Origin of the sequence: Mesorhizobium sp. M7A.F.Ca.CA.001.10.2.1, assembly GCF_003998575.1 — a bacterium.
GTDB lineage: Bacteria > Pseudomonadota > Alphaproteobacteria > Rhizobiales > Rhizobiaceae > Mesorhizobium.
This window is the reverse complement of the sequence record NZ_RZQY01000719.1, coordinates 1-2931: the sequence shown is the minus strand read 5'-3', so window position 1 is coordinate 2931 and position 2931 is coordinate 1. Positions and strand designations below refer to the sequence as shown.

The following is a 2931-nucleotide window of genomic DNA, read 5'->3' as shown; positions in this document are numbered from 1 at the left end:
CGCCATGAGAGTGTGGGAGCAAGGCGCTGATTTCCTTGAGGAACTTTTGGCCGACAAGGAAGTGACCGCAGCGCTGCCGGAAGCCGAAATCCGCGAGAAATTCGACTTGGGCTATCATACCAAGCATGTCGACACGATCTTCAAGCGGGTGTTTGGGGAAGCCTGAGCTTCCTTCTCCCCGTCACTATACGGGGAGAAGGTGCCGGCAGGCGGATGAGGGGCGGTGCCGACTTCGGCGACGATCGCAACCATTCACGCTTTGACAAATTCACGACTTTGGCGCTGCCCCTCATTTCCCTGCCGGGCATTTCTCCCCGTATAGTGACGGGGAGAAAGACGCTCTCAAGCCTTGGCGGGAATAGTCCTGATCACCGTGCCCCACGGATCTTCGCGGGTTGCCGGGCTCGTCACCTTGTCCGAACGCATCTCGACCCAGGCAAGGCCCGACCGGCTCGAATCGCGGCGGCCGGCGCCTGAACTCTGCCAGGCGTTGGCGCCGATGTGGTGATGATAGCCGCCCGACGACAGGAACACCGCCTGGCCACCGTATTTGGCCATGGTGTCGAAGCCAAATTCCTGGTTCCACCAGGCTTCGGCGTCTTCCGGCCGGCCGACACGCAGGTGGACATGGCCGACGATGCTGTTTTCCGGCGTCCCCTGCCAGCCGGCATCACCCGCCGGCACTTCGGCAACGACGGACGGAATGTTCAGCCGTTCTGTCGCCATGGCAATCTTGTCGCCGTTCCACTTCCAGTCCTGCGGACGGCGGTCGGCATAGATCTCGATGCCATTGCCTTCGGGATCGGTCAGGTACAGGGCTTCGCTGACCAGATGGTCGGAAGCGCCCTCGATCGCGATCTTGTTTGATATGGCGTGGTTGATCCAGCGGCCGAGGTCGGCGCGGCTGGGCAGCAGGAAGGCGGTGTGGAACAGCCCGGCGCTGCGCGGATCATCCGGCTTGGCTGAAGCGTCCTGCTCAAGCACCAACAAGGGACGGTTGGCGGCGCCCAGGGTGATCGCGCCATCGGCACGGCTCAACTCCTGCAGACCGACAATTTCGCGGTAATAGGCGGCAAGGCTTTCCGCGTCGCGCGCCTTCAGCCCGACGCGGGCAACGCTGACCGGGGTGGTGGCGGCAAAAGGCAACTCGCTCATCGAATGCTCCGTTCGACCGGCCTGCGATGAAGCTCCCAAAGCGAGAAGCCCCACTCCGCCGATCATTGTACGTCGTGTCAGTTCCAAAGTCAGGGTTCCCGCGCACGGCTGTTTCTTTTCCTGACCACAGATCGTCCATCTGCATCGTTCACACAAGACGCGAAGAAGCGAACATGGTGTTCACTATTGTGATCAAAAGCGGCGTTCCTGCCGGTTGCACGAAGCGATGCCGCTCGCTATCTCAGCGCCATGAAGGTCAAGGAAGCAGATATTCTCATCGTACCGGGCTACACCAATTCCGGCCCCGACCATTGGCAGAGCCGCTGGCAGTCGAAACTGTCGACGGCGCGCCGCGTCGAACAGGCCGAGTGGTCGAAGCCGGTTCGCGAGGACTGGACGGCGAGCGTTGCCGAGGCGGTCAACGAGGCCGAGCGGCCGGTCGTCCTGGTGGCGCACTCGCTCGGTGTCGCCGCTGCAGTGCAAGCCATTCCGCAGTTCCGCAAGCCGGTTGCCGGGGCCTTCTTCGTGGCACCTCCCGACGTCGCCAATCCCGAGATCAGGCCCAGGCACCTGATGACCTTCGGCCCCTATCCGCGTGAGCCGCTGCCCTTTCCCTCGATCGTGATCGCCAGCCGCAACGATCCGTTCTGCGCCTTCGATGTCGCGGAGGATATCGCCGGCGCCTGGGGTTCGCTGTTCATCGATGCCGGTGAGACCGGTCATCTCAACCCGGATTCAGGTTTTGGTCCTTGGCCCGAAGGTTCAATGACCTTCGCCAAATTCCTGACGGATCTGAAACCTTGAGCGTCTTCAGGACCCGATCGAATCGCGGACGCTCTTGATCAGCGTTTTTGCCCCAAGCCCGATCAGCGAATGCTCGGAGCCCATGGCCAGCAGGCGATAGCCCATCGACACGACCCGGCCGGCAATTGCCGGCTCGACAACGTAGATCGCCGCATGTTTGCCGGCCTTGCGGGTGCGCTCGGCCACCGATGCCACCGTCTCCATCATGCTTTCCAGCGTCGAATTGACGGTCGCACCATTGCTCCAGGCGATCGAGAAATCCGACGGGCCGAGGAAGATGCCGTCGATGCCGGGCGTGTCGAGGATGCCATCGAGCGCATCGAGGGCGGCACGCGTCTCGACCATGGCGAAGGCCATCGTGCGCTGGTTGGTGTCGCGCAGCCAGTCGGCCTGGTCGCCTTGGCCGTGGCGTGGAAAAGCGTAGGTCGGACCCCAGGAGCGCTCGCCGAGCGGCGGGTATTTCATGGCGGCGGCGAACAGTTTTGCATCGGCAACCGAATTCACCATCGGCGCGATGACTGCCTCGGCGCCGAAATCGAGCGCGCGGCTTGCCATGTCGAAACGGCCAACGGGAATGCGCACCAGCGCCGGCTTGCCGGCAGCGAGCACCGGCACCAGGCCACGCAGCACGCTGTCTTCGTGATGGCCGCCATGCTGCATGTCGAGCGTGACGGCATCGAAACCCTGCTTGGCGACGATTTCGACGGTCAAGGCATCCGGCACGCCGGACCATGCGGTGAACAGCGTTTCGTCGGCCGCGAGGCGGGACTTCAGGGACATGGATACTTTCCTTGTTAACTCCGGCAGTTTCAGCCGGAAACCGCGACAAAGGCAAAGAAAAACCGCCCGGATAGGCCGGGCGGTCGATTGGTCCAGCGTATGGCCGGGATCAGCGCATGGCCCGGATCAGGTGTTCTTGATCTGCTCGATCGCCTGCGCCATCAGTTCGTCCATCGTGCGGCGGATCTGGTG

General features: G+C 62.8%; 3 protein-coding genes and 1 pseudogene. 2 read left to right on the top strand and 2 right to left on the bottom strand.

What is annotated here, in order from left to right; all coding sequences use genetic code 11:
* Positions 1-166: pseudogene (locus EN964_RS30595) on the top strand (adenylosuccinate lyase); the annotation flags it as partial.
* Positions 167-342: 176 nt separating this feature from the next.
* Here EN964_RS30595 and EN964_RS30590 read toward each other — a convergent pair.
* Positions 343-1155: a VOC family protein gene (locus tag EN964_RS30590; protein ID WP_127269897.1), complete on the bottom strand. Its 813-nt coding sequence runs from the start codon at positions 1153-1155 to the stop codon at positions 343-345.
* Positions 1156-1404: 249 nt separating this feature from the next.
* Here EN964_RS30590 and EN964_RS30585 point away from each other — a divergent pair, with 249 nt between their 5' ends.
* On the top strand, positions 1405-1959 hold the full coding sequence (locus tag EN964_RS30585; RefSeq protein ID WP_127269899.1) for an alpha/beta hydrolase: 555 nt from the start codon (positions 1405-1407) through the stop codon (positions 1957-1959).
* Between the two features lie 6 nt (positions 1960-1965).
* Here EN964_RS30585 and EN964_RS30580 read toward each other — a convergent pair whose 3' ends face one another.
* Positions 1966-2739 (bottom strand): HpcH/HpaI aldolase/citrate lyase family protein, encoded by a 774-nt coding sequence (locus EN964_RS30580; protein WP_127269901.1) that lies wholly within the window; start codon positions 2737-2739, stop codon positions 1966-1968.
* Positions 2740-2931: the final 192 nt, after the last annotated feature.

Bases quoted from the DNA above. Each gene is read 5' to 3' on its own strand.
- EN964_RS30585 (WP_127269899.1), top strand. From the start codon at position 1,405: ATGAAGGTCAAGGAAGCAGATATTCTCATCGTACCGGGCTACACCAAT.
- EN964_RS30580 (WP_127269901.1), bottom strand. From the start codon at position 2,739: ATGTCCCTGAAGTCCCGCCTCGCGGCCGACGAAACGCTGTTCACCGCA.
- EN964_RS30590 (WP_127269897.1), bottom strand. From the start codon at position 1,155: ATGAGCGAGTTGCCTTTTGCCGCCACCACCCCGGTCAGCGTTGCCCGC.